The organism is Paenirhodobacter ferrireducens (genome assembly GCF_004022265.1).
Classification (GTDB): Bacteria; Pseudomonadota; Alphaproteobacteria; order Rhodobacterales; family Rhodobacteraceae; genus Rhodobacter; species Rhodobacter ferrireducens.
The window spans coordinates 12747-36316 of record NZ_SAVB01000023.1 but is presented as its reverse complement, the minus strand read 5'-3'; the positions used below and the strand labels follow the sequence as shown (position 1 = coordinate 36316).

Annotated in this window: 17 protein-coding genes; 10 read left to right on the top strand and 7 right to left on the bottom strand. The window is 67.5% G+C overall.

The window, feature by feature from the left end; translation table 11 throughout:
* Window positions 1-808 precede the first annotated feature (808 nt).
* The gene (locus EOW65_RS15760; RefSeq protein ID WP_128151045.1) at window positions 809-1171 is read left to right on the top strand and encodes a hypothetical protein; all 363 of its coding nucleotides are present in this window, start codon (window positions 809-811) and stop codon (window positions 1169-1171) included.
* Window positions 1172-1329: 158 nt separating this feature from the next.
* On the opposite strand, the gene EOW65_RS15755 is transcribed toward EOW65_RS15760, so the two are convergent.
* The 5 genes from EOW65_RS15755 to hisS form a co-directional block, all read right to left on the bottom strand.
* Window positions 1330-1719, bottom strand: coding sequence for a hypothetical protein (locus tag EOW65_RS15755; protein WP_128151043.1), 390 nt, complete (start codon window positions 1717-1719; stop codon window positions 1330-1332).
* Window positions 1720-1763: 44 nt separating this feature from the next.
* Complete coding sequence (locus tag EOW65_RS15750) at window positions 1764-3059, bottom strand: tyrosine-type recombinase/integrase (RefSeq protein ID WP_128151041.1); 1296 nt, start codon at window positions 3057-3059, stop codon at window positions 1764-1766.
* Between the two features lie 302 nt (window positions 3060-3361).
* The gene (hisG, locus tag EOW65_RS15745; RefSeq protein WP_128151039.1) at window positions 3362-4054 is read right to left on the bottom strand and encodes an ATP phosphoribosyltransferase; all 693 of its coding nucleotides are present in this window, start codon (window positions 4052-4054) and stop codon (window positions 3362-3364) included.
* A complete protein-coding gene (locus EOW65_RS15740; protein WP_128151037.1) occupies window positions 4051-5124 on the bottom strand; it encodes an ATP phosphoribosyltransferase regulatory subunit in 1074 nt (357 codons plus the stop codon). The genes hisG and EOW65_RS15740 overlap by 4 nt, the downstream gene beginning before the upstream one ends.
* On the bottom strand, window positions 5124-6617 hold the full coding sequence (gene hisS, locus EOW65_RS15735; protein WP_128151035.1) for a histidine--tRNA ligase: 1494 nt from the start codon (window positions 6615-6617) through the stop codon (window positions 5124-5126). The genes EOW65_RS15740 and hisS overlap by 1 nt, the downstream gene beginning before the upstream one ends.
* A gap of 73 nt (window positions 6618-6690) precedes the next feature.
* Between hisS and EOW65_RS15730 the strand changes: the two genes are divergently transcribed.
* Window positions 6691-6897, top strand: a complete 207-nt coding sequence (locus EOW65_RS15730) for a SlyX family protein (RefSeq protein WP_121532571.1) — start codon at window positions 6691-6693, stop codon at window positions 6895-6897.
* A 40-nt stretch (window positions 6898-6937) separates the two neighbouring features.
* On the opposite strand, the gene dnaE is transcribed toward EOW65_RS15730, so the two are convergent.
* On the bottom strand, window positions 6938-10438 hold the full coding sequence (gene dnaE / locus EOW65_RS15725) for a DNA polymerase III subunit alpha (protein ID WP_128151033.1): 3501 nt from the start codon (window positions 10436-10438) through the stop codon (window positions 6938-6940).
* 220 nt (window positions 10439-10658) lie between these two features.
* Here dnaE and xdhA point away from each other — a divergent pair, with 220 nt between their 5' ends.
* The 8 genes from xdhA (at window position 10659) to EOW65_RS15685 (ending at window position 21437) form a co-directional block, all read left to right on the top strand.
* Window positions 10659-12047, top strand: coding sequence for a xanthine dehydrogenase small subunit (gene xdhA / locus EOW65_RS15720; RefSeq protein WP_128151031.1), 1389 nt, complete (start codon window positions 10659-10661; stop codon window positions 12045-12047).
* Window positions 12044-14392, top strand: coding sequence for a xanthine dehydrogenase molybdopterin binding subunit (xdhB, locus tag EOW65_RS15715; protein WP_128151029.1), 2349 nt, complete (start codon window positions 12044-12046; stop codon window positions 14390-14392). The genes xdhA and xdhB overlap by 4 nt, the downstream gene beginning before the upstream one ends.
* Window positions 14389-15333, top strand: a complete 945-nt coding sequence (gene xdhC, locus EOW65_RS15710; protein WP_128151027.1) for a xanthine dehydrogenase accessory protein XdhC — start codon at window positions 14389-14391, stop codon at window positions 15331-15333. Before xdhB ends, xdhC begins: the two co-directional genes overlap by 4 nt.
* Window positions 15333-16850: an ABC transporter ATP-binding protein gene (locus EOW65_RS15705; protein WP_128151025.1), complete on the top strand. Its 1518-nt coding sequence runs from the start codon at window positions 15333-15335 to the stop codon at window positions 16848-16850. Before xdhC ends, EOW65_RS15705 begins: the two co-directional genes overlap by 1 nt.
* Window positions 16847-17926, top strand: coding sequence for an ABC transporter permease (locus EOW65_RS15700; RefSeq protein ID WP_128151023.1), 1080 nt, complete (start codon window positions 16847-16849; stop codon window positions 17924-17926). Before EOW65_RS15705 ends, EOW65_RS15700 begins: the two co-directional genes overlap by 4 nt.
* Complete coding sequence (locus EOW65_RS15695) at window positions 17923-18855, top strand: ABC transporter permease (protein WP_128151021.1); 933 nt, start codon at window positions 17923-17925, stop codon at window positions 18853-18855. The genes EOW65_RS15700 and EOW65_RS15695 overlap by 4 nt, the downstream gene beginning before the upstream one ends.
* Before the next feature lie 43 nt (window positions 18856-18898).
* Window positions 18899-19981: a BMP family ABC transporter substrate-binding protein gene (locus EOW65_RS15690; protein ID WP_128151019.1), complete on the top strand. Its 1083-nt coding sequence runs from the start codon at window positions 18899-18901 to the stop codon at window positions 19979-19981.
* Window positions 19982-20153: 172 nt separating this feature from the next.
* Window positions 20154-21437, top strand: a complete 1284-nt coding sequence (locus EOW65_RS15685) for an NAD(P)/FAD-dependent oxidoreductase (protein ID WP_128151016.1) — start codon at window positions 20154-20156, stop codon at window positions 21435-21437.
* A gap of 96 nt (window positions 21438-21533) precedes the next feature.
* Here the strand turns inward: EOW65_RS15685 and EOW65_RS15680 are convergent, their stop codons facing one another.
* Window positions 21534-23468: an OmpA family protein gene (locus EOW65_RS15680; RefSeq protein WP_128151014.1), complete on the bottom strand. Its 1935-nt coding sequence runs from the start codon at window positions 23466-23468 to the stop codon at window positions 21534-21536.
* Between the last annotated feature and the right edge of the window lie 102 nt (window positions 23469-23570).

The window sequence follows — 23570 nt, the reverse complement described above, 5'->3', positions numbered from 1 at the left end:
GAACAGCCCAGCCAGCCCACCAGCCACCCAACCCGCCTAACGGCGGGCCTCGGGCAAGTCCACCTCACCGCAACACACCCACACGCCAAGATGAGGCTTTCCACGTCACACAGATGCCACTACGGCAGACAGGCCCACAGGCATGCGCCGAGAACGCGCTGGAACGCCCTCAGGAGCGCGCCTCGGACGTCAGGCAGGTGTCGACCCATGTCGATGATAGCGAGGCTGTCTGGCGCGCTCTGGCGCTTTGACCGCAGTGTTGTGCCTAAGGCTAGGCTGGCATCGGCGGCTATGCGGCTGGGTGGCTTGATGGCTTGGTCGTGCCCCGCGTTAGCGGGCTTGTGCCGACCTGCCCCTTGCGGCCTGTCAGCATCATCGCTCACGCGTTCGCCGCGCTCGACCTCGATGCCCGCTCAGGCTCGATCTGGCGCTCAGTCGATTTGGTCTGACGCTCGCTGAATTTTTGATTCTACGATCTCTCATTTTTGATTCTACGCCCGAGCGTTTTCGATTCTACGCGCGAGTGTTTTTGATTCGACGGGAGTCCGTTTTTTTCTATGAGTTCTCATTTTTTGAATCCGCTTTCGGCGATTTCGATTTTGCCCTCGCCGCGAGGTGCCCGGCTGGGCGCGCCCCGGCGAGATCGCCCGCCTCCACCCCTGCCGTCCGACCGTGCGGCGCGCGCCGTCGGGCTGGCTGGAATGCTAGCGCGTTGGCTAGCGTTGAATCCGGCTATCATATTGAATCAAATAGCGAATCGTTCTGTCATTGTGTAGTATCGTGACACGATCAACAGAAGGAGTCGAACATGATCGGTGACATCCAAGCCATGCTGAAAGAGGTGAAGGCGCTGGAACGGCGCGGCATATCCTGCCCGCGCGTCAACATGGCGGCACGCGCGGCAAAGGACGCCTTGCGCCATGCAACGATAGGACAGGACGTTGAAAAGCTGACGGCCCAGCTCATGGACAAGGCGCAAGAGCTTGCCCGTCTGGAACGTCTTCAGGACCTTGCCAGCGCGCGCCGTCGCCTTGCCATTGCCCGCGCGTCTATCTGGTCACCTGCCAGCACCACGGCGGCAATCGACTCCGCCGGGCACGCCTTGCGCGCGGCGCTGGATGACATGAAGGCGCGGCACAATATCCGCCACGTGTTCCCTGCCATGGCCTAGCAAGGCGCGCGCGGGCGGCTCACAACGACTCCGCCCGCGCGACCCTTGACCGATACCGTTGCAAAAATAGCACACAGGGACCCGCGACGAGGGTACCGGGAGGGGCGGGTCGAGCGCGTAGGTACTGGAAATATGGGTTAGAAATCCAAAAGTGAATCTCAACTGCGGCGCGGCAGGACGACGAACAGATGGGGGTCTCCCTTCTGGTACTGTCGCAAGAACTGCTCCACCGCGAAGGTGAACCACCGGCTGAATGCGGAATACTCCGCCAGCGCGAACACCTGCTCGTCCATGGCTGGCGGGAGTGCCAACCGGGGCGTCACGCGGTCGCGATCCCGCTCGCGCGTAACTTCTGCTGGCACTTCTAGGAAGGTCGCCGTCCATTGCCGCTGGAGAGAGATGCGAGCAACCTGCCGCAGCACGAATGCCTCGTTTTCCCCGGCAGCAACAGCAGCATCCACGATGGGCTGCAGGCGCTCGTAAAGGTCCATGGGCAGCGAGACCGTGCGGACCTTCAGCTTTTCATCATCTGCTTTGATCTTTGCCATGGTCCACCTCACGGTGGCACCATAGTGGGCACAACGTACCTTTTTCAACCACCCAGCCACTCGTCCTTGTCCTCAGGACGCGCCCATTCCTCTGCCTCGCGGAGCGTGCGTCCGTCCGCCAGCACGACCTCGTCCAGCCGGTCCAATGCCCGCTGACGCGCGCCCTCCGCCCTTCTCCGATCCACCTCCTTACTGACCACAAACTCCGACCATTCCTCCAGAACCTCGCGGCGATGATCGAGCGCATCCGAACGCAGGTAGGCTTGCTCCGTCTGGCTGCCGAGCGAACCCATGTGCTGCAGGATGTGCTCCGACAGCCTGAAGTCCACTGGCGGCTTTCGGTCGTGCATCCATGTCCGAACCGCGCTGCGCAGCCCGTGCGCCGTCGCCAGTTCACCGTTCTCATCCTTCCACTCATGGTCATGGAGCCAAAGGCGATGGGCGTTGTTGGAGAGATGGCCCGACTTCGAGTCCGCTGATGGGAAGACGAGGCCAGATTTGCCCCAGCGCCGTCCTGCTTCGTTCAGGGTCTCGATCATGGCCCGCGTCAGCGGGACCCGGTAGCGGTACTTCCAGCCTTTCACCCGGCCCGGTGGCACGACCCAGATGTTCTCGGTGAAATCGAACTCTGACCAATCTGCAAGGATCACCGGTCGAACCCGAAGCCCAGTCAGGACCAGCATCTTCATGCTGAGGCCGACCAGCGTCGGAGGCAGCGCGCACCAGAGGTCGGGAATGGCATTCCACTGGATTGCGGCAAGGTTCTCATAGGTGATGTTCTGCGGCCCCAAGGCACCCGCCACACGGTTCATGATCTCGCGATCCACGCGAGGATCATCCGCCGAGACGAAGCCAATCACGGCGTTGATCCACTGGCGGAGCTTTCGCGTCTTTTCCAGCCCCCAGATGGGTTTCATGAACTTGATGATGTCTGGCGGCGAGAGGCTCACAACCGCCTTCTTGCCGATGTGGGGGAAGACGTTGATCTCCATGCCCCTGATCCAGTCGTTTGGCCGCGCGCGGTTCTGGCAGTGCACCCGCCAGTACTCTCGCGCCGCCTCTTCGAACGTGATGCCCAGCCGCTTGGCTGCTTCACGCTCCCGGATCGGGTCCTTGCCTTCCGCACGCAAAGCACGCGCCTTCCCCGCCAGTTCACGCGCCTTGGTCAGGCCGATCTCTGGGTATTTGCCCAACCCCATCTCGCGGGCCTGTCCGTGCAGCGTAAACTTGTATATCCATGAAGCGCCGCGCACCTTCTTGTCGAAGTAGAGGCCGTCGCCGTCGTGGTGCTTCTTGCCCTGAGGGAGGGCGTCGAGTTCGGACGCTTTCAACGTACCCATGGAATGCCTCTGCCGGAAAACTGGCCCCCAAACTAACCCACAACTACATCTTGATCCAGCGCCCCGGCAGAATCTGTAAGTGATTGATTTATATGAATAACGGAAACGGTATGTTCTACATTTACCCCCGCATGACAGCCCTACGGGCTGCCACTTCTTCCCCAAGACATCGAAACCGAGACGCGCTCCACCCGCGCCTTCTCCGTGTTTTTCTCCCCTCCCCGTCGCTGCATTGCCCCCATACGAAAACGACCGGGACGATGCCCGGCCGTTTCGTCATGTCTTTCCGTGCAGCCTGCCGCTCAGACCCCGAGCTGCGCGATCAGCGCCGCGCGCGGCGCCTCGAGCCCCGCCCAGTCGGCCATGCGCGAGGCGAAGAGCGTCGCCTGCGAACTGTGAATGAGCCCGTCCGACAGGATCTTGAGATGGTTCGCCCGCAGCGTCTCGCCCGACGAGGTGATGTCGGCGATCGCCTCCGCGGTCAGGTTCTTCACCGTGCCCTCGGTCGCGCCCTGACTGTCGACAAGCTGCCAGTCGGCAATCCCCTCGCGGGTCAGGAACTCGCGCACCAGCCGGTGATACTTCGTCGCGATCCGCAGCCGGTGGCCATGCGCCGCGCGGAAGGCATGCGCGGCGGCGTCCAGATCCTCAAGCGTGTCGACATCGGCCCAGCAGGCCGGCACCGCGATGATCAGATCGGCATGGCCGAAGCCCATCGGCGCCAGCTCCTCGACCAGCGTCGGCCAATCGGCGAGCTTGTCGCGCACGAGATCGGACCCCGTCACCCCCAGATGGATGCGCCCGGCGGCCAGCTCGCGCGGGATCTCGCCCGCCGAGAGCAGCACCAGTTCGACTTTCTCGACGCCATCGACGGCGCCCGCATATTCGCGCTCCGACCCGGTGCGGCGCAGGCGGATGCCCCGCTCGGCAAACCAGTCGAAGGTCTTCTCCATCAGCCGCCCCTTCGAGGGCACGCCCAGCTTGATCGCGCTCATGCCTGCGCCTCCAGATCGGCCACCAGCCCCGGGCGGATCACCCCGCCCACGGCCGGAATCTCGCGCCCCTGCCCGAGGAACCGGGTCAGCGCATCATAGCGCCCGCCCGAGGCCACCGGCGGCAGCGCCGGATCGGCGGCAGTGAAGGTGAAGACGAAGCCGTCGTAATATTCCATCGTGGTGCGGCCGTGGCTCGCCTCGAAGCGCAGCGCCGAGGTGTCGATGCCGCGCGCGGCCATGGCAGCAAGGCGCCGCTCGAGCCGGGCGATCGCCGGCGGCAGCGCGGCGATGCCAAGCGCCGACAGCCGCGCGGGGGCCTCCTCGGCCGGGCAGCTCAGCGCGAAAAGTGCGTCGAGCTGCGCGACGACCTCGGTCGGGATCGGCGCGGCGGCGGCATCGGCGCGCAGCACGGCGATACGCGCCGCCATCTCCTCGGGGCTGCGCAGCCCGATCCAGGGCGCACCCTCGGGCGCCCCGGCGGACAGCAGCGCGGCCCGCCCGCCCGGCACCGGGGTGATCCCCGCATAGCGCTGCAGCAGGCCGTGGAAGCGGCGCGGCCGCCAGATGTGACGCGCGAGCGCCGCCTTGCGCGGCGCGATGGTGTCGATGCCCTCGACCGCGGCGCGCAGGATGCCGATGTCGCCGATCGTGCTGGTCAGCCGCAGATGCGCCAGCAGCCGGGCGAAGAGCGCGAAGACCTCGGCATCGGCGGCCTCGGGGTCCTCGCGGTCGAAGACCTCGTAGCCCGCCTGCAGGTATTCGTTCGCCCGCGCCGCGCCGCGGTGATCCTGACGGCGGAAGACCTCGCCCATGTAGCAATAGCGCGCAGGCTCGGCGCCGCCCGCCATGTGCGCCTCGACCACCGGCACGGTGAAGTCGGGGCGCAGCATCATCTCGCCGCGCAGCGGGTCCGAGGTGACATAGGCGCGGGCGCGGATATCCTCGCCGTAAAGGTCGAGCAGGGTCTCGGCCGGCTGCAGGATGTCGGGCGTGACCTCGGCGGCGCCGGCACGCAGGAAGGCGCCCAGAAGGCGCTCGCCGATCTCGCTGGAACGGGGTTTCGACGCCATCACAGGCCCAGCCCCAGCATGCGTTTCACCGTGGCGACCATCTCGTCGCGCGGCACTTCGACCTGCGCGGGCTGGTTCTTCCACTCCTCGAGGCTGGCCGAGGCGGCGATCTTCGCGCCGAGCACCAGGTCCTTGATCTGCACGACGCCGCGGGCGGCCTCGTCGGTGCCCTGGATGACCGCGACCGGGCTCTCGCGCTTGTCGGCGTATTTGAGCTGATTGCCGAAGTTCTTCGGATTGCCCAGATAGACCTCGGCGCGCAGTCCGGCGCGGCGCAGCTCGGAGGCCATGGCGAGGTAATCGCCCATCCGGTTGCGGTCCATCACCGTCACGACGACGGGGCCCTGCGCCGTGCCGCCGATCCGCCCCTTGGCGCGCAGTGCGGCCAGCAGCCGGTCGACACCGATCGAGACGCCGGTCGCCGGCACGGTCTGGCCGGTGAAGCGCTTGACGAGGTCGTCATAACGCCCGCCGCCCGCAACCGACCCGAAGGAGCGCTTGCGCCCCTTCTCGTCGAGGATCTCGAAGGTCAGTTCGGCCTCGAACACCGGGCCGGTGTAATAGCCAAGCCCGCGCACCACCGAGGGGTCGATGACGATGCGGTCCGGGCCATAGCCCTGCCCGTCGAGGAGCGCGGCGATCAGTTCAAGCTCGTCCACCCCCTCGGCGCCAAGGGCCGAGCCCGCGACCAGCTCGCGCAGCCGCGCGACGGTGGCGGCGCCGGTGTCGCGCTTGGCCTCCATGAAGCCCATCACCACGTCGGCCTGTGCGTCGGTCAGCCCGGCGCCCTTGGTGAAGTCGCCCGACTCGTCAAGCCGCCCCTTGCCGATCAGCGCGCGCACGCCCGTCTCGCCGAACTTGTCGAACTTGTCGATCGCGCGCAGCACGATGCCGCGTTCCTCGGCGAATTTCTCGGGGTCGGTGGGGTCGAGCACGCCCGCCACTTCCATCACCCCGTTCAGCACCTTGCGGTTGTTCACCCGCACCACATAGTCGCCGCGCGGAATGCCCACCGCCTCCAGCGCGTCGGCCAGCATGCCGCAGATCTCGGCATCGGCCGCGACCGAGGGCGCGCCCACGGTGTCGGCGTCGCATTGATAGAACTGGCGGAAGCGGCCGGGGCCGGGCTTTTCGTTGCGCCAGACCGGGCCCATCGTATAGCGCCGGTAGGGGCTGGGCAGGTCGTTGCGGAACTGCGCCGCGACGCGGGCGAGCGGCGCCGTCATGTCATAGCGCAGCGCCAGCCAGTCGCCGCCCTCATCCTGCCAGGCGAAAACGCCCTCGTTCGGCCGGTCGACATCGGGCAGGAACTTGCCCAGTGCCTCGACCGTCTCGACCGCCGAGGTTTCCAGCGGGTCGAAGCCATGCGCGCGATAGACGTCCGCGATGGTGGCGAGCATTTCGGTCCGCTCGGTCACTTCCGAGCCGAAATAGTCGCGAAACCCCTTCGGCGTTTCCGCGCGCGGACGGCGCGGTTTCTTCTCGCTGGACATGGTCTTGCACCCGATCGTTTCTCGGGCGAGGGTGTAGCGGATGGGCTGCCGCGCGGCAAGCGCCGGAGGGAAAATGACGGACCGGATCGAGCGGCTCGAGGAACAGATGGCGTTTCTCGTGAAGACGGTGGATGAGCTGAGCGACGTCGTCGCCCGGCAGGAGCGCGAGATTGCGCGTCTGTCGCGCGGTCTCGGGATGCTGATGGAGCGCGAGGCCGAGCGCGAATTTTCGGACGGCGGGCAGATCCCGCTCGCCGACCAGAAGCCGCCGCATTACTGATGCACGGCCGGCCGGGCCCCGGGCCCGGCCCGCACCGGGCTCAAATCTCCTCGACCAGCGCCACGCCGCGCAGCGAGCGGATCGCGCCCTTCACCTTCGGGTTCACCGGGAATTCCTTGCCCGCGCACAGCTCATAGCGGCAATTGCGCTCGCTGTCGTAGACGGTGAAATGCACCGGCCCGCGCGAGCGGACCTTGCCCTCGCCGCCGATCCGCTCGAGCAGCGACGCGATCGAGCCCACCGCCTCGGGCGTCTCGACATGGATCATCAGCCCGGTGCTGCCGGCATCGGCGGTGACCTGGTCGATCGGCTGCGCGCCCTGCGCGAGCATCTTCACCGTCTCGCCCTCGACATCGACCTTGACCGTCAGCACCACCGCCTGCCCGGGTTCGAGGTATTGCCGCGTGGCCTCGAGCGTGTCGGAAAACACCGTCACCTCGAAGGGGCCGGTCGGGTCCGACATCGAGACGAAGGCGAAACGGTTGCCCTTCGCCGACTTGCGCTCCTGCCGCACGGCAACCTGCCCCGCGATCTTGCCGATGAACGGCCCGCCTTGCGCCTTGGCCGCGATCTCGGCCAGGGTCATCACGTTTTTGCGTTTCAGTGCAGGCAGATAGTCGTCAAGCGGGTGGCCCGACAGATAGAAACCGATGGCCTTGTGCTCTTCCGCCAGCCGCTCGGAGGGCAGCCAGTCGTCGACATCGGCGATCCGCGGCGGCGGCAGGTCGTCGCCCGCATCGCCAAAGAGCGACACCTGCGCCGAGGCCTTGGCCTCGGCCACCGCGGCCGACCAGGCCATGAGCCCCTCGAGGCTTTCGAACACCCGCCGCCGGTTCGGGTCGAGCTGGTCGAAGGCACCGGCGCGGGCCAGCATCTCGAGCGGCCGCTTGCCGATCCGCTTCATGTCGCAGCGCCGGGCGAAGTCGAACAGGTCGCGGAACGGCGCATCGTCACGCGCCTCGACGATCAGCTTCATCGCCTCGACACCGACGTTCTTCAGCGCGCCGAGCGCATAGACAAGCTGCTGGTTCACCACGTCGAAGGTGGCGAGCGAGCGGTTCACGCAGGGCGGCACCACGGTGATGCCAAGGGCGCGCCGCACCTCGCCCATGTAGGTCGAGAGCTTGTCGGTCAGATGGATATCGCAGTTCATCACGCCGGCCATGAACTCGACCGGGTGGTTCGCCTTCAGCCAGGCGGTCTGATAGGAGACCAGCGCATAGGCCGCGGCGTGCGACTTGTTGAAGCCGTAGTTCGCGAATTTCTCGAGCAGGTCGAAGACCTCGCCGGCCTTCTTCGCGTCGATGTTGTGAGTCTTCTTCGCACCCTCGATGAACTTCGGACGCTCCTTCGCCATCTCCTCGGCGATCTTCTTGCCCATGGCGCGGCGCAAAAGGTCGGCGCCACCCAGCGAATAGCCCGCCATCACCTGGGCGATCTGCATCACCTGTTCCTGATAGACGATGATGCCCTGCGTTTCCTTCAGGATCGGGTCGATCGTCGGATGCAGCGATTCGAGCGGCCGCAGCCCGTGCTTGACCTCGCAATAGACCGGGATGTTCTCCATCGGGCCCGGACGATAGAGCGCCACGAGCGCCACGATATCCTCGATGCAGGTGGGTTTCATGCGCCGCAGCGCGTCCATCATCCCCGTCGATTCCACCTGGAACACGGCGACGGTATGGGCGCGGGCGTAAAGATCATAGGTCTTCGCGTCGTCGATCGGGATCGCGTTGATCTGGTTCTCGGCCCCCTCGGCGGGCTCGTAAAGCGTGTTGCCCGCGGCATCGACATGCAGCGGCCGGCCCGACTTGCGGATCAGATTCACCGCGTTCTGGATCACGGTGAGCGTCTTCAGCCCGAGGAAGTCGAACTTCACCAGACCGGCCTTTTCCACCCATTTCATGTTGAACTGGCTGGCCGGCATGTCCGAGCGCGGATCCTGGTACAGCGGCACCAGCTCGTCGAGCGGCCGGTCGCCGATCACCACACCCGCGGCGTGGGTCGAGGCGTTGCGCAACAGCCCCTCGATCTGCTGGGCATAGTTCAGAAGGCGGCCGACGACCTCTTCCTTCGCCGCCTCGCGCAGGCGCGGCTCGTCGGCCAGCGCCTTCTCGATCGAGACCGGCTTCACGCCCTCGACCGGGATCATCTTCGACAGCTTGTCGACCTGGCCATAGGACATCTGCAGCACGCGCCCGACGTCGCGCACCGCGGCCTTCGACAGCAGCGCACCGAAGGCGGCGATCTGGCCCACCTTGTTGCGCCCGTATTTCTGCTGCACGTATCTGATCACCTCTTCGCGGCGATCCATGCAGAAGTCGACGTCGAAGTCGGGCATCGAGACGCGTTCCGGGTTCAGGAAGCGTTCGAACAGCAGCGCATAGCGCATCGGGTCGAGGTCGGTGATCGTCAGCGCATAGGCGACAAGCGAGCCCGCACCCGAGCCACGCCCCGGCCCCACCGGGATGTCATGCGCCTTGCCCCATTTGATGAAGTCGGCCACGATCAGGAAGTAGCCGGGGAAGCCCATCTGCTCGATGATGCCGAGCTCGAATTTCAGCCGCTCCTCGTATTCCTCGACCGGGCAGGCATGCGGGATCACCGCAAGCCGGTTCTTCAGCCCTTCCCAGGCCTGGCGGCGCAGCTCCTCGACCTCGTTATCGGCGAATTTCGGCAGCAGCGGCGGGCGCTTGTAGACGGCAAAGGCACAGCGTTTCGCGATCTCGACGGTGTTCTCCACAGCCTCGGGCAGGTCGGCGAACAGCGCGACCATCTCCGCCTCGGACTTGAAGTAATGCTGCGGCGTCAGGCGCCGGCGCGGCTCGATCTGGTCAACATAGGTGCCCTCGGCGATGCACAGCATCGCGTCATGCGCCTCGAACATCTCGGTCTTCGGGAAGAACACCTCGTTCGTCGCGACGATCGGCAGCCCCATCTCGTAGGCCATCTCGAGGAAGGGCCGCTCGGTCGCCCGCTCGCCCTCCATCAGCCGCCCGCCCTCGCCCGGATGGCGCTGCAGCTCGACATAGAGCCGGTCGGGATAGATCGCGGCGAGCCGTTCGAGGAAGTCGCGCGCCTTCGGCAGCTGTCCGGACTGGATGAGCTTGCCCACCGGCCCTTCGGCGCCGCCGGTCAGGCAGATGATCCCCTCGGAATGCGCCTGCAGATCGCCCAGCGACACCTGCGGCAGCATCCCGTTCTTGTCGATGTAAAGACAGGTCGAGAGCTTCATCAGGTTCATGTAGCCCGCCTCGGTCTGCGCCAGCAGAACGACGGGCGCGGGCAGCCGCGGCTTCTCGCCCGGCCGGCTCTCCTCGAAGGTCACATCGGTCTGACAGCCCATGATCGGCTGCAACCCGTACTCCTTCGCGGTGGTGCAGAATTCGAGCGCCGAGAACATGACATTGGTGTCGGTGACGGCGACGGCGGGGATCTTCGCCGCGTCGCACATCTTGATCAGCTTCTTCACCGGCATCGCGCCCTCGAGCAGCGAATATTCGGTGTGCACGCGCAGGTGGATGAATCGGGGATCGGCCATAGCGACAGGATAAGCGGCGGCGGCGACGGGCGGAAGGGGGCGTGCGGCCCCTTCGGGCAGCTCAAAATTTAATCAATAGGTCAAAATTTTCGCAGCATTCTGCACCCCCACCCTTGCCAAGACCCGGCGCTTGGGTTCTGCTGGTCAGATGGGAGAGCCCCCCGCTCTATGCCGCATCGGGCGCGGGGTCGAAAACATCGGTATCGCGGCGGACATGACCATGGAAATCTCGTTTCTTCTGAACGGAGAAACCCGGGTGGCGCGGTTCGACGACCCCACTCTCAGCGTGCTCGACTGGCTGCGCGCCGAGGGGCTGACCGGCACCAAGGAAGGCTGCAACGAGGGCGATTGCGGCGCCTGCACGGTGATGGTGAGCGACGCGGCGGGTGCGCGCGCGGTGAATGCCTGCCTGATGATGATGCCGCAGATCGCCGGCAAGGCGCTGCGCACGGTCGAGGGCATCGCCGCCCCCGACGGCACGCTGCATCCGGTGCAGAAGGCGATGGTCGAGTGCCACGGCAGCCAGTGCGGCTTCTGCACCCCGGGCTTCGTCGTCTCGATGGCGACCGCGCATCTCAATCACCGCACCGATCACGACGACATCCTTGCCGGCAACCTGTGCCGCTGCACCGGCTACGCACCGATCATCCGCGCCGCCGAAGCGGCAAAGGATGCGCCTGCCGCCGACTGGCTCGCCGCTGACCGCTCCTTCACCTTGCCGGAAGTACCTTCGGGGGTGCGGGGGCAGACAGCCCCCGCCTTCCTGCCCCGCTCCGCCGACGAGCTCGCCGCCTGGTATCCCGCCCATCCCGAGGCGGTGCTGATCGCCGGCGCGACCGATGTCGGGCTGTGGGTGACGAAACAGCTCCGCACCCTGCCCGAGGTTGCCCTCCTCGGCGGCTGCACCGATCTTGCCGAGATCACCGAGACCGAGACCGGCTTCATCATCGGCGCCGGCGTCACCATCGCCGCCCTGCGGGCCTGGGCCGCAGGGCCGCACCCGGCGCTCGCGGGGCTGCTGCGCCGCTTCGCCTCCGAACAGGTGCGCCAGGCCGCGACGATCGGCGGCAATATCGCCAACGGCTCGCCGATCGGGGATGGCCCGCCGGCGCTGATCGCCATGGGTGCCACCCTGACCCTGCGCCTTGGCGACACCCGCCGCAGCTTGCCGCTCGAGGAGTTCTTCCTCGATTACCGCAAGCAGGACCGCCGCCCGGGTGAGTTCGTCGAAAGCGTCAGCCTGCCGAAATCGGCGCCGGGGCTTGTCTGCTACAAACTGTCGAAAAGGTTCGATCAGGACATTTCCGCTGTCTGCGGCTGCTTCAATCTGACCGTGGAAGGTTCGAAAATTGCAAGTGCGCGGATCGCCTTCGGCGGCATGGCCGGGGTGCCGAAACGCGCCTTAGCGCTCGAGGCGGCGCTGACCGGCGCGCCCTTCACCGAAGAGGCGGTCACCGCCGCCCTGCCCAGCTTGGCCGAGGATTTCGCGCCGATGAGCGACATGCGCGCCTCGGCCGCCTACCGGATGCAGGCGGCGCAGGCGATGGCGCTGCGCTATCTCCGCGAGCGCTCGGGCGAGCCTGTCTCGGTGCTGGAGGTGCAGGCATGAGCGTCGGCGCCCCCCTGCCCCATGACTCGGCCGAGCTGCACGTCACCGGCCGCGCGCGCTATGTCGACGACATCCCCTGCCCGGCGGGCACGCTGCATCTGGCCTTCGGCCTCTCGACCGAGGCGAGCGCCGTGATCGAGGAGATGGACCTGACCGCCGTGCGGCAAAGCCCCGGCGTGGTCGCGGTGCTGACCGCAGCCGACATGCCCTTTGCCAACGATGCCTCGCCCGCGCCGCTGCCCGAACCCGTTCTGGCCGAGGGCGAGGTGCATTACATCGGCCAGCCGATGTTCCTCGTCGTCGCCGAAAGCCACCGCGCCGCCCGCATCGCGGCGCGCAAGGGCCGCATCCGCTATGCGCCCCGCACACCGATCCTGACGCTCGACGCTGCGCTTGCCACCAACAGCCGGTTCGAGGGCGGGCCGGTGGTGTGGTCGCGCGGCGAGGTCGCCCCGGCGCTGGCCCGCGCCACCCACCTTGCCGAAGGCACGGTCGAGATCGGCGGGCAGGAGCATTTCTACCTGGAAGGTCAGGCGGCGCTCGCCCTGCCCGAGGACGTGGGCGTCACCATCCGCTGTTCCTCGCAGCACCCGACCGAGGTGCAGCACAAGGTGGCCGAGGCGCTCGGCCTGCACATGCACGACGTGCGGGTCGAGATGCGACGGATGGGCGGCGGCTTTGGCGGCAAGGAGAGCCAGGGCAATCACCTCGCCATCGCCTGCGCGGTGGCGGCGCGGCTGACCGGGCGGGCGTGCAAGATGCGCTACGACCGCGACGACGACATGGTCATCACCGGCAAGCGCCACGATTTCCGCATCCACTACCGGATCAGCGCCGACGCCGAGGGCAAGCTTCTGGGGGCCGAGTTCATCCAGCTGGCCCGATGTGGCTGGTCGCCCGACCTCAGCCTGCCGGTCTGCGACCGGGCGATGCTGCACGCCGACAATGCCTATTTCATCCCGGCACTGCGGGTCGAGAGCCACCGGCTGCGCACCAACACCCAGTCGAACACCGCCTATCGCGGCTTCGGCGGGCCGCAGGGGATGCTGGGCGTCGAGCGCGCGATGGAGCATCTGGCGCATGTGATCGGCATCGAGCCGGCCGAGCTGCGCCGTCGCAACTTCTATGACGAGGCCGCGCCCCTGTCGCCGGCGGGTGGGCCGTCTGCCCCCCCGAGCCCCCCCGAGAGCAGTTCGGCCAGGAAAAAGCAGACAACCCATTACGGTCAGGAGGTGGAGGATTTCATCCTGCACGGGCTGCTGGCAGAGCTGGAGAAATCAAGCGATTACGCCGCCCGCAAGGCCGAGATCGCCGTCTGGAACAGCCAAAATCGAACCTTGAAGCGCGGCATCGCACTGAGCCCGGTGAAATTCGGCATCTCCTTCACGCTCACCCATCTGAACCAGGCCGGCGCTCTGGTGCATGTCTATTCCGACGGTTCGGTCCTGCTCAATCACGGCGGCACCGAGATGGGACAGGGGCTGCACCGCAAGGTCTGTCAGGTCGCGGCGCGGGTCTTCGGCATCGACAGTGACGCCGTGCGGATCACCGCGAGCGATACCGCGAAGGTGCCCAACACCTCGGCCACGGCGGCCTCGTCGGGGGCCGACATGAACGGCATGGCGGTGCAGGCCGCCTGCGAGACGGTGCGCGAGCGGCTGGCGGGGTTCGTGGCCGCGCGCGAGGGCTGCGCGTTGGGCGAGGTGGTCTTTGCCGAGGGGCGCGTCGCGGTGCCGGGCAAGGACTGGTCCTTTGCCGAGGTGGCGCTCGCCGCCTATGGCGCGCGGGTGTCGCTGTCCTCGACGGGCTTCTATGCCACGCCGAAGATCAGCTGGGACCGCGTCGCCGGGCGCGGCCGGCCGTTCTATTACTTCGCCTATGGCGCGGCGGTGACCGAGGTGGTGATCGACACGCTCACCGGCGAGAACCGTATCCTGCGCGCCGATATCGTGCATGACGCGGGATCGTCGCTGAACCCGGCGCTCGACATCGGGCAGGTCGAGGGCGCCTATGTGCAGGGCGCGGGCTGGCTGACCACCGAGGAGCTGGTGTGGAACGCGAAGGGGCAGCTGACGACGCACGCCCCCTCGACCTACAAGATCCCGGCCTGTTCCGACCGGCCGCGGGTGTTCAACGTGCGGCTCTGGGATGCGCCGAACCGCGAGGAGACGGTGTTCCGCTCGAAGGCCGTGGGCGAGCCGCCCTTCATGCTGGGGATTTCGGCTTTCCTCGCGCTGAATGCGGCCTGCGCGGCCTGTGGCCCGGCCTGGCCCGATCTGCAGGCACCGGCGACGGCCGAGGCGGTACTGGCCGCCGTCGCCAGGGCCCGGGGCGTGGCAGCATGAGCCTCGATCCGGACGCGCTGATCCGGGCCGCCGCACGCGGCCCTTTCGTGCGCATCACCGTGGCCGAGGTGCGCGGTTCTGCCCCGCGCGAGCCGGGCGCGGCGATGCTGGTCTGGCCCGACCGGACCGAGGGCACGATCGGCGGCGGGCGGCTGGAATTCGAGGCGATCGCCCGCGCCCGTGCGACGCTTGCGCCGCATCTCGAACGCATCGCGCTTGGGCCGGCGATGGGGCAGTGCTGCGGCGGCGCGGTGGTGCTGGCCTATGAGCCGATGACGGCCGCGACGGTCGCCACCCTTGCCCCGGGCTGGCATGCGCGCCCGGTGGGCGGGCCGGCCGAGATGCCGCTCGCGCTGCGCCGGGCCCTTGCCCGCGCCCGCGACCGCGGCGAGGCCCCTGCCCTGCTGATCGAGGGCTGGCTGGTCGAGGAGGTCGCGCCGCGCGCGACCGAGCTCTGGATCTGGGGCGCGGGCCATGTCGGGCGGGCGCTCGCCGGCGTGCTGGCCCCGCTGCCCGGGCTGCGGCTTCGCTGGGCCGACACCGGGGCCGAGCGTTTTCCCGAGGTGATCCCCGAGGGCGTCGAGACGCTGATCGCCGAGAACCCCGCCGATCTTGTTCCCCTTGCCCCCCTGACCGCGCGCCATCTGATCCTGACCTATTCCCATGCCCTCGATTTCGAGCTGTGCCACCGCCTGCTCGACCACGGCTTTGCCGCCTGCGGGCTGATCGGCTCGGCGACGAAATGGGCAAGGTTCCGGTCGCGGCTGGCAGATCTGGGCCATTCCGAAGCCCAAATTTCCCGCATTGCCTGTCCGATAGGCGATCCGACCTTCGGGAAGGCACCGCAGGCCATTGCGATTTCGGTCGCCGCCGCGCTACTGAGAGAGCTGAGCGCCACAAGAGCCGGAACGGCCAGCAGATTGGAAGGACGCGCCGGGTGATGGGGACAACACTTCTGAAGATCGAGGGCCTGACCAAGGCCTATCCCGGGGTCGTGGCCAATGACGGCGTCGGCTTCGAGGTCGGCCGGGGCGAGGTGCACGCGCTTTTGGGCGAGAACGGCGCCGGCAAATCGACGCTGGTGAAGATGATCTATGGCCTCGTGAAACCCGATTCGGGCACGATGACCTTCAACGGCGCCCCCTACACCCCGGCCGAACCGCGCGCGGCGCGGCTTTCGGGCGTGGCGATGGTATTTCAGCACTTTTCCCTCTTCGAGGCGCTGAACGTCGCCGAGAATGTCGCCCTCGGCATGGAAAACCCGCCGCCGATGCGCGACCTTGCGCGCCGCATCCGCGAGATCTCCGCTGCCTACGGGCTGCCGCTCGACCCCGAGCGGCTGGTGGGCGATCTGTCGGCGGGCGAGCGTCAGCGCGTCGAGATCATCCGCTGCCTGCTGCAGGACCCGAAGCTGCTCATCATGGACGAACCGACCTCGGTCTTGACGCCGCAGGAGGTCGACATCCTCTTTCACACCCTGCGCAAACTGTCGTCCGAGGGCACGGCGATCCTCTACATCAGCCACAAGCTCGAGGAGATCCGCAGCCTGTGCGACGGCGCGACGATCCTGCGCGGCGGCAAGGTGGTGGGGTCTTGCGTGCCGCGCGAGAAGACGGCGCGCGAGCTGGCCGAGATGATGGTGGGCGGCGAGTTCACCACCACCGACCGCAGCGGCCGCGCGCTTGGCGCGACGATCTTCGAGGTGAAGGCGCTCTCCCTGCCCTCGATGTCGCAATTCGGCCCGTCGCTGCGCGAGGTGTCGCTGTCGCTGCGCGCGGGCGAGGTGCTGGGCATCGGCGGCGTCGCCGGCAACGGCCAGGAGGAACTGCTGGCCACGCTCTCGGGCGAGGTGCCCTCGGCCCCCGGCACGGTGAAACTGCACGGGCAGGACATTTCCGACCTCGGGCCGAACGACCGGCGCCGGCTGGGCCTGCAGGGGGCGCCGGAAGAGCGGCTCGGCCATGCCGCGGTGCCGAACATGAGCCTGACCGACAATGCGTTGCTGACCGGCACCGTGCGCCGGCCGCTGACCCGCAAGGGCTTCCTCGACATGACCGCGGCGCGGCTCTTCGCCGAGGAGATCATCCAGGCCTTCGACGTGCGCACGCCCGGCCCGCATGTGGCGGCGCGCGCACTTTCGGGCGGCAACCTGCAGAAGTTCGTGATCGGCCGCGAGGTGCTGCAGGCGCCCGAGGTGCTGATCGTGAACCAGCCGACCTGGGGCGTCGATGCGGCCGCGGCCGCGGCGATCCGGCAGGCGCTTCTGGACCTTGCCGCGAAGGGCGCGGCGGTGATCGTGATCTCGCAAGACCTTGACGAACTGATGGAAATCGCCGACCGCTTCTGCGCATTGAACGAGGGGCGGCTGTCCGCCCCGCGCCCGACCGAGGGGCTGACGATCGACGAGATCGGGCTGATGCTGGGCGGGGCCCACGGAATGGCGGAGGCGGCGCAATGATCCGGCTGGTGAAACGGCCCGTGCCCTCGAAGGCATGGTCCTGGGCGACGCCCCTGATCGCGGTGCTGGCGACGATGATCGCCGGCGGCATCCTGTTCGCGGTGCTTGGCAAGAACCCGGTCGAGGCGATCCGGGTGATCTTCTGGGATCCGCTCTTCGGCCCGAACGCCGGCTATTTCCGCGGCCAGCTGCTGGTGAAGGCGGCGCCCTTGATCCTGATCGCCTCGGGGCTTGCCGTGGGCTTCAAGGCCGGGATCTGGAACATCGGTGCGGAAGGCCAATACATCATCGGCGCGATCTGCGGCGCGGCGCTGGCGCTGGCCGTCTATCCCACCGAAAGTGCGTGGCTGTTCCCGGCGATGGTGATCCTCGGCGCGCTTGGCGGGTTTCTCTGGGGGCTGATCCCCGCCCTTCTGAAGGTGATCTTCGGCACCAACGAGATCCTCGTCTCGCTGATGCTGGTCTATGTCGCGCAGAACCTGCTTGCCTACATGGCCTTCGGGCCGCTGAAGAACCCCGAGGGCTATGGCTTTCCGGGCTCGCGCAACCTGCAGCAATACGCCTCGGCGCATAACCCCGAGCTGATCGCGGGCACCGGCGCGCATTGGGGCGTGCTCGCGGCGCTGATCGCGGTGATCGGCGCCTATATCCTGATGCACCGCCACATCGCGGGCTTCCGCATCCGGGTCGCGGGCGAGGCACCGCGGGCGGCGCGCTTTGCCGGCGTGGTGCCGGCGCGGCTGGTGGTGTTCTGCCTCGGCCTCTCGGGCGCGCTCGCGGGTCTTGCCGGGCTCTTCGAGGTTGCGGGCCCCTCGGGGCAGATCACCGACAGCTTCAACGCGGGCTATGGCTTCACCGCGATCATCGTCGCCTTCCTCGGCCGGCTGCACCCGATCGGCATCCTTCTGGCCGGGCTGCTGATGGCGCTGACCTATATCGGCGGCGACATGGCGCAGCTGATGCTGTCGCTGCCCTCGGCGGCGATCCAGGTGTTCCAGGGGATGCTTCTGTTCTTCCTGCTGGGCTTCGACCTGCTCACCAATTACCGTGTCCGCATCGGGAGGGCCCGCGCATGATCCTCGGCGGCATCGACATCGTCACGCTGATCGCCACGCTGATGGCGGCCTCGACCCCGGTGCTGCTGGCGGCAACGGGCGAGCTCGTCGCCGAGAAATCGGGCGTGCTGAACCTCGGCGTCGAGGGAATGATGATCATCGGCGCCGTCGCGGGCTTTGCCACGGCCGTCGGCACCGGCAGCCCGGTTCTGGGCTTTCTGGGCGGCGCCATCGCCGGCGCGCTGCTGGCCACCCTCTTTGCCGTGCTGACCCAGGTGTTCCTGTCCAACCAGACCGCAACCGGCCTTGCCCTGACGATGTTCGGGCTTGGCCTGTCGGCGCTCTTCGGCAAGGGCTTTGAGGGGGTGCGCCCGCCCGCCACCGGCAAGGTGCCCTTCGGCCCGCTGAGCGAGATCCCGGGGCTTGGCCGCATCCTCTTTTCGCATGACTGGGTGGTCTATCTGTCGCTCGCCCTCGTCGTCGCGGTCTGGGCCTTTCTCAGGTTCACCCGCGCCGGGCTGATCCTGCGCGCCGTGGGCGAGAATGCCGAGGCGGCGCATGCGCTTGGCTACCGGGTGATTGCGGTGCGACTGATGGCGCTCGCCTTCGGCGGCGCGCTCGCCGGGATGGGCGGCGCCTATCTCAGCCTCGTGCGCGTGCCGCAATGGACCGAGGGGATGACCGCCGGCGCCGGCTGGATCGCGCTCGCCATCGTCGTCTTCGCCTCCTGGCGTGCCGGGCGGGTGCTGATCGGCGCCTATCTCTTCGGCGGCATCACCGCGCTGCAGCTGCAGCTGCAGGCCGCGGGCTATGCGATCCCGGTGCACCTGCTGTCGATGGCACCCTATGTGCTGACCATCGTCGTGCTGGTCGTCCTCTCCGCCATCCACCGCCGCGGGGTGCAGGCCGCGCCTGCCGCTCTCGGCCGGTCGTTCCATGCCTCGACCTGAGGCAGCCATCCGGGCCTTCGGGCCTCAACCACGGGGAGTTCCCATGAACCGCAGAACCTTCCTTCAGACCACCGCCGCGACCGCCGTCGCCGCTGCCGCGGGCCTGCCCGCCCGCGCCGCCGATCCGCTGAAAGTGGGCTTCATCTATGTCGGCCCGATCGGCGACATGGGCTGGTCCTATCAGCACGATCAGGCCCGCCAGGCGATCGCGAAGGAATTCGGCGACAAGATCGTCACCACCTATGTCGAGAACGTGCCCGAGGGTCCGGACGCCGAGCGCGCCCTGACCCAGCTCGCCCTCGAGGGCAACCAGCTGATCTTCGCGACCTCCTTCGGCTTCATGGATGCCACCGTGAACGTGGCGAAGAAGTTCCCGAACGTGAAGTTCGAGCACGCCACCGGCTACAAGCGCGCCGACAACCTCGCCACCTATGACGCGCGCTTCTACGAGGGCCGCGCGATCCAGGGCACCATCGCCGGCCGGATGACGAAGAGCAACAAGATCGGCTACATCGGCTCCTTCCCGATCCCGGAAGTGGTGCAGGGCATCAACTCGGCCTTCATCCACGCCAAGAAGGTGAACCCGGATGTCGAGATCAAGGTGGTCTGGGCCTACACCTGGTTCGACCCCGCGAAGGAGGCCGACGCCGCCGCCGCGCTGATCGCCGAGGGCTGCGACGTCATCATGCAGCACACCGACTCGACCGCACCGCAGGCCAAGGCCCAGGAAGCCGGCAACGTCATCACCTTCGGCCAGGCCTCGGACATGGCGGCCTTCGCACCGATGCCGCGCGTCACCTCGACGATCGACAACTGGGAGCCCTATTACAAGAAGCGCGTCGCGGCGATGCTCGACGGCAGCTGGACCTCGGAATCGACCTGGGGCGGGATCGGCACCGGCATGGTGAAGATCGGCGAGATCAGCTCGGCCGTGCCGGCCGAGGTGAAGGCCGAGGTCGAGGCGCTCGAATCCAAGCTCGCCTCGGGCGAGTATCACCCCTTCACCGGCCCGCTGAACAAGCAGGACGGTTCGGCCTGGCTCGCCGCGGGCGAGACCCCGGACGACGGCACCCTCGCCGGGATGAACTTCTTCGTCGAAGGCATCAAGGCCGAACTGCCGAAGTGATCTGCAGCCCCGGTTGCACGGAAGGCGGGCCCCCGGGCCCGCCTTTTTTCGTTGGTCCGCGCGGGAATTGACCTGCATCATTGCGCTTGACAGAAGATTTCCGTCACATTCAGGTATGTGAATGCATACTGCCGCGTACCGTCGCGGCACTTCAGGGAGAGAGGGAAGAGGAATGGCACATATCGTGGTTCTCGGAGCCGGGCTTGGCGGCGCCATCATGGCCTACGAGCTGCGCGACAATGTCCGCAAGGAAGACAAGATCACGGTCATCACCAAAGACCCGCAATACCATTTCGTGCCCTCGAACCCCTGGGTCGCCGTCGGCTGGCGCGACCGCAAGGACATCTCGATCGACCTGGCGCCGACGATGGCGCGCAAGGACATCGACTTCGTCCCCGTCGCCGCGGCCCGGCTGCACCCCGAGGAGAACCGCGTCGAACTCGAGGATGGCCGCTCGATCTCCTACGACTACATCGTCATCGCCACCGGCCCCGAACTGGCCTTCGACGAGATCGAGGGCTTCGGCCCCGAGGGCTTCACCCAGTCGATCTGCCACGTCGATCATGCCGAGAAGGCCCGCACCGCCTTCGAGCGTTTTTGCGAAAATCCCGCGCCGATCATCATCGGCGCGGTGCAGGGCGCGAGCTGCTATGGCCCGGCCTATGAGTTCTGCTTCATCCTCGACACCGCGCTGCGCAAGATGAAGATCCGCGACCAGGTGCCGATGACCTTCATCACCTCGGAACCCTATGTCGGCCATCTCGGCCTCGACGGAGTGGGCGACACCAAGGGGCTGATGGAATCGAACCTGCGTGACAAGCACATCAAGTGGATGACCTCGTGCAAGGTGCAGAAGGTCGAGGACGGCAAGATGACCGTCGAGGAGATCGCCGACGACGGCTCCTCGAAGGGCGTGAAGGAGATGCCCTTCGGCTATGCGATGATGCTGCCCGCCTTCCGCGGCATCCCGGCGCTGATCGGGCTCGAGGGGCTGGTGAACCCGCGCGGCTTCGTGATCGTCGACAAGTATCAGCGCAACCCGAAATACCGCAACGTCTTCGGCGTCGGCGTCTGCGTCGCGATCCCGCCGGTCGGCCCGACCCCGGTGCCGGTCGGCGTGCCGAAAACGGGCTTCATGATCGAGTCGATGGTCACCGCCACCGCGCATAACATCGGCAATCTCGTGCGCGGCAGCGAGCCCGACGAGGTCGGCACCTGGAACGCGGTCTGTCTGGCCGATTTCGGCGATCAGGGCATCGCCTTCGTGGCGCAGCCGCAGATCCCGCCGCGCAACGTGAACTGGTCGGCGCAGGGCAAGTGGGTGCACTGGGCGAAGGAGGGCTTCGAGCGCTATTTCATGCACAAGCTGCGCAAGGGCACCTCGGAAACCTTCTACGAGAAGGCCGCGATGAAGATGCTCGGCATCGACAAGCTGAAGGCGACGAAAAAAGGGTAAGCTCCGGAGGAGACGGGCCGGCCACTCGGGCCCGGTTCGGAGCAGGCCCGCCGAGGCGGGCAAGGAAGGCGGGCCGCAAGGCCCGCCTTTTCCGTCTCACTCCTGGGCGACGTCGAGCAGCCCGGTGATCCGGCGCACCACGGTGCGGCGGTTCGCGGGCTCTGCGCCAGAGGCCGGCACCAGCAGCTCTTCCTCGCCATAGCCCTGCACGACCATGTTTTCCGACGGCACGCCGTAATAGTCGCTCAATGCAAGGGCGAGCGATTCCGCCCGCCGGTCGCTCAGCGCGAGGTTATAGGCCGGATCGCCCACCGCATCGGTGTGACCCTCGACGAGGAAGACCTCTTCGGGGTTCGCCGCGATCATGTCCTGCATCGTCCGGCCCAGCTCGGACAGGGCCGGCGCCTGGTCCGGCCCGATCGCCGCCGAGCCCGAGGGGAAGATGACGTTCTGCACCGTCACCGCGGGGGCAAGCGCCCGCACCTGCTCGATCTGGCGGATCTGCGCCAGGCTGAAGGCCCGGTTCGCCGGGTTCTGCGCCGCGAGCGCCTCGCGCAGCGCCGCCTCGTTGTTGCTCGAGGAGTAATAGCCCGTCGGCGCAGGCAGTGTCGCGTAATCGACCGGCGCGAGGTCGCGCGAATCGTCGATCAGCACATAGCGGCGCCCGTCGGGGTCGATCCTCACCCGTTTCACGATCCGCCGCATCGGGTCGTAGAGGGTGACGATCTGCGTGCCGTCGGGCTTCGTCGCTACCGTGCGCAGCGACCCGTCAGGATAGCTCTCCGAGCTCATCGTCGTGCCGGGCTGGCGCATCAGCACGTCATCGTCCTTGAGCACCGAGTAGCTGCCATCGGGGTTGCGCACCACGACCCGGTCGTCCGAGTTCGCCGCGACCCGGCTGCCGTTGTTCAGCAGCGCCCCCACCGCGAGCGCGCCGAGGCCGAGGATGGCGAGCTTCTCGAGGTCGGACAGACCGCTGTCCTTCTTATGCGCACGCGGCTGGCCGTACAGGTTGGTGTGGAAGTCCTGCCCCGGCCGACGGGTGTTTTCGCGGGTGAAGACCTGGCGCTGGATCCGCACGCCGGGGGGCGGCGGCGCCTTCGGGTCGATCCCGGCCGAAAGTGCCTCGTTGCGCGGCGGCTTCACCGGCAGCACGGGCACCGGCCTGGGCGGCCGGCGGTTTTGCGAATCGAGCGCGTCGCGCAGGTTCGGCGGCAGGCGCTGCGGCTGCGGCGGCTGTAGCCCGGGCCGGGCCTGCTGCTGCCCGGGGAGCAGCGGAACGACCTGCGGCGGGGGCGGATTGCCCGGCTGCTGTCCCGGCACTGGCCGGACCCCCGGCTTCGGTTTGGCGGGTTTCGGCTGCATCTGTGCCGGAAGCTGCCCGCCCGGCTGCGGCTTTGCCGGCTTCGGCTGCCGTGGCACCGGCGGATTGTCCGACGGCTGAGCGACGACAGGCGGCAGCCCCCCCGCTTGTGGCTTCGCCGGCTGCGGAGTGCGCGGCGACAACACCTCTCCCGGAGGCTTTTGCCAAAACGGCGTGGTCGGACCCGGAGTGCGCTCGGGGCGGGCTTGCTGGCCCGGCAGCTGCACGCGGTTCTGGTTCTGGTTCTGGTTCTGATTCCGGTTCGGCCACACCGCATCCGCACCTTGCGAGGGCTGCGGCTTCGCAGGTTTTGGCTGCAACGGCTGCGGCTTTGCCGGCTGCGGCTGCAGCGGCGTGGGCTGCGCCGTCTTCGGCGGCCTGGCCGGTTGCGCCGGGCGCAGCCCGGGCGTTGCCGGAACCGCGCGGCGCTGCTGCAGCGGCATGTCAAAGGGCTCGTGCGTATTCTTCCGCTGTTTCGGCGGTTTCACCGCATTGCCGCCGCCACCGCCCTGCCCCGCGCAGATCCTGCGCGCCTCGTTCGCGGACTTGCCGTCAGCGATCTGCGCCGCGACACAGCTCGACCCCGCGTTGCCCTGCGCCTCGATTACCGTCGGCTGCAGGATCGAAAGACCGGCGACCAACGCCGTGGTCATCCTGAGGATCTTCATGTCTCAACTCCCGTCACGACGGACACAGCCGTCGATCCCGGTCATATAAGCATGCTTGCGGAAGAAAGTTCCTGCGTGGCCTGGTCTGTGGCAAAAATGCTC

Coding starts and splice junctions, on each gene's coding strand:
- dnaE (WP_128151033.1), bottom strand. CDS start 10,438: ATGGCCGATCCCCGATTCATCCACCTGCGCGTGCACACCGAATATTCG.
- EOW65_RS15690 (WP_128151019.1), top strand. CDS start 18,899: ATGAACCGCAGAACCTTCCTTCAGACCACCGCCGCGACCGCCGTCGCC.
- EOW65_RS15760 (WP_128151045.1), top strand. CDS start 809: ATGATCGGTGACATCCAAGCCATGCTGAAAGAGGTGAAGGCGCTGGAA.
- hisG (WP_128151039.1), bottom strand. CDS start 4,054: ATGAGCGCGATCAAGCTGGGCGTGCCCTCGAAGGGGCGGCTGATGGAG.
- EOW65_RS15700 (WP_128151023.1), top strand. CDS start 16,847: ATGATCCGGCTGGTGAAACGGCCCGTGCCCTCGAAGGCATGGTCCTGG.
- EOW65_RS15695 (WP_128151021.1), top strand. CDS start 17,923: ATGATCCTCGGCGGCATCGACATCGTCACGCTGATCGCCACGCTGATG.
- EOW65_RS15740 (WP_128151037.1), bottom strand. CDS start 5,124: ATGGCGTCGAAACCCCGTTCCAGCGAGATCGGCGAGCGCCTTCTGGGC.
- EOW65_RS15730 (WP_121532571.1), top strand. CDS start 6,691: ATGACGGACCGGATCGAGCGGCTCGAGGAACAGATGGCGTTTCTCGTG.
- EOW65_RS15750 (WP_128151041.1), bottom strand. CDS start 3,059: ATGGGTACGTTGAAAGCGTCCGAACTCGACGCCCTCCCTCAGGGCAAG.
- xdhA (WP_128151031.1), top strand. CDS start 10,659: ATGGAAATCTCGTTTCTTCTGAACGGAGAAACCCGGGTGGCGCGGTTC.
- EOW65_RS15680 (WP_128151014.1), bottom strand. CDS start 23,468: ATGAAGATCCTCAGGATGACCACGGCGTTGGTCGCCGGTCTTTCGATC.
- EOW65_RS15685 (WP_128151016.1), top strand. CDS start 20,154: ATGGCACATATCGTGGTTCTCGGAGCCGGGCTTGGCGGCGCCATCATG.
- xdhC (WP_128151027.1), top strand. CDS start 14,389: ATGAGCCTCGATCCGGACGCGCTGATCCGGGCCGCCGCACGCGGCCCT.
- xdhB (WP_128151029.1), top strand. CDS start 12,044: ATGAGCGTCGGCGCCCCCCTGCCCCATGACTCGGCCGAGCTGCACGTC.
- EOW65_RS15755 (WP_128151043.1), bottom strand. CDS start 1,719: ATGGCAAAGATCAAAGCAGATGATGAAAAGCTGAAGGTCCGCACGGTC.
- hisS (WP_128151035.1), bottom strand. CDS start 6,617: ATGTCCAGCGAGAAGAAACCGCGCCGTCCGCGCGCGGAAACGCCGAAG.
- EOW65_RS15705 (WP_128151025.1), top strand. CDS start 15,333: ATGGGGACAACACTTCTGAAGATCGAGGGCCTGACCAAGGCCTATCCC.